General features: G+C 73.0%; 3 protein-coding genes. All 3 read left to right on the top strand.

Features of this window, described 5'->3' with window-relative positions; all coding sequences use genetic code 11:
* The coding region (locus G6030_RS13515; protein WP_182643477.1) for a prolyl oligopeptidase family serine peptidase at positions 1–421 on the top strand (421 nt) is incomplete at its 5' end.
* A gap of 60 nt (positions 422–481) precedes the next feature.
* Positions 482–919 carry a nitroreductase family deazaflavin-dependent oxidoreductase gene (locus tag G6030_RS13510; protein ID WP_182643476.1) on the top strand — a complete coding sequence of 146 codons (438 nt, stop codon included), beginning with the start codon at positions 482–484 and terminating at the stop codon, positions 917–919.
* A gap of 42 nt (positions 920–961) precedes the next feature.
* A partial coding sequence (locus G6030_RS13505; RefSeq protein WP_347238665.1) for a patatin-like phospholipase family protein occupies positions 962–1,379 on the top strand: 418 nt, incomplete at its 3' end.

The raw sequence follows: 1,379 nt of genomic DNA, 5'->3' as shown, positions 1-1,379 counted from the left end.
CGATGCGCCGATCGTCGTCGCGGGCAGCTCGGCCGGCGCCCACATCGCGATGATGGCCGCGCTGACCGCGAACGATCCGCGCTTCCAGCCCGGCTTCGAGCACGTCGACACCACGCTGGCCGCGGCGGTCGGGCTCTACGGATACTACGGCCGGCTGGGCAGTGCGACCCGGGACGTCTCGGACCCCGTGCGACACCCGGCGTCCGGGGCGCCGCCGGTGGCGGTCATCCACGGCACGCTGGACACGTACACGCCGGTCAAGGGCTCGCGGCGACTCGTGCGGCACCTGCGCGCGGGGTCGCCGAACCCGGTGGTCTGCGCCGAGCTGCCCGGCGCGCAGCACGGCTTCGACGCGGTGCGCTCGCCGCGGTACCTCGCGGTGGTCGACGCGGTCGCCCGGTTCACGGACCGGTACGCCTGAGCGCCCCGGCCGCGTAAGGTTCCACTCACGGCCAGGACATCGTCGACCCGAGGAGACTCCATGCCGCTGACCGGAGAATACGAACCCAGCCCCAGCGAATGGGTGCGCACACAGGTCGAACAGTACGAACGCACCAACGGGGCCGAGGCCTCGGACCTGGGCGGGATCCCGGTCGTCATCGTCACCACGGTGGGCAACAAGTCCGGGAAGCTGCGCAAGACGCCCCTCATGCGCGTCGAACACGACGGCGCCTACGCCCTCGTCGCCTCCCAGGGCGGCGCGCCCACGCACCCGTTCTGGTACTGGAACATCGTCGCGAACCCGCACGTCGTGGTGCAGGACATGGACCGGGTCGGCGACTACACCGCGCGCGAGGTCACCGGCGCCGAGCGCGACGAATGGTGGGCGCGCGCGGTGTCGGTGTACCCCGACTATGCGGACTACCAGGAGAAGACCGAGCGGACGATTCCCGTGTTCGTCGCCGAGCCCCGTGGATAGGTCCGGCGCCGACGGGACCCGCCGTCGGCAGGAGTCCACCGCATGAGCAGGACCGCACTCGTGCTCGGCTGCGGCGGCACCATCGGGGCCGCCTGGGCGATCGCCGCCCTGCACGCCCTGGCCGAGCAGACCGGCGTCGACCCGCGCGAGGCCGACGTCATGCTCGGCACCTCTGCGGGCGCCGAACTCGTCACCATGCTCGCTGGCGGCGTCTCCGTCTCCGAACTGGTCGACATGCAGTACGGCCGGGCCACCGACCCGAGGCTGCGGGACCACATCGCCTCCACTCCGCCCAGCGTGCCGCCGCTGCCGCGGTTCCCGCTGCTCAACCCGGGGCTCCTGCGCAAGCGCACCGGGCTGGCCGGCCTCACGGGCATCGCCCCCACCGGACGCGCGGACGCGGGCTGGCTGCAGCGACTCGCCGAGCAGTTCGAGGTCGGCGCCTGGCTGCCCCACCCCG

This window comes from Dietzia sp. E1 (assembly GCF_014145015.1).
GTDB lineage: Bacteria > Actinomycetota > Actinomycetes > Mycobacteriales > Mycobacteriaceae > Dietzia > Dietzia cinnamea_A.
This window is presented reverse-complemented; position numbering and strand designations above follow the sequence as displayed.

Bases quoted from the DNA above. Each gene is read 5' to 3' on its own strand.
- G6030_RS13510 (WP_182643476.1), top strand. From the start codon at position 482: ATGCCGCTGACCGGAGAATACGAACCCAGCCCCAGCGAATGGGTGCGC.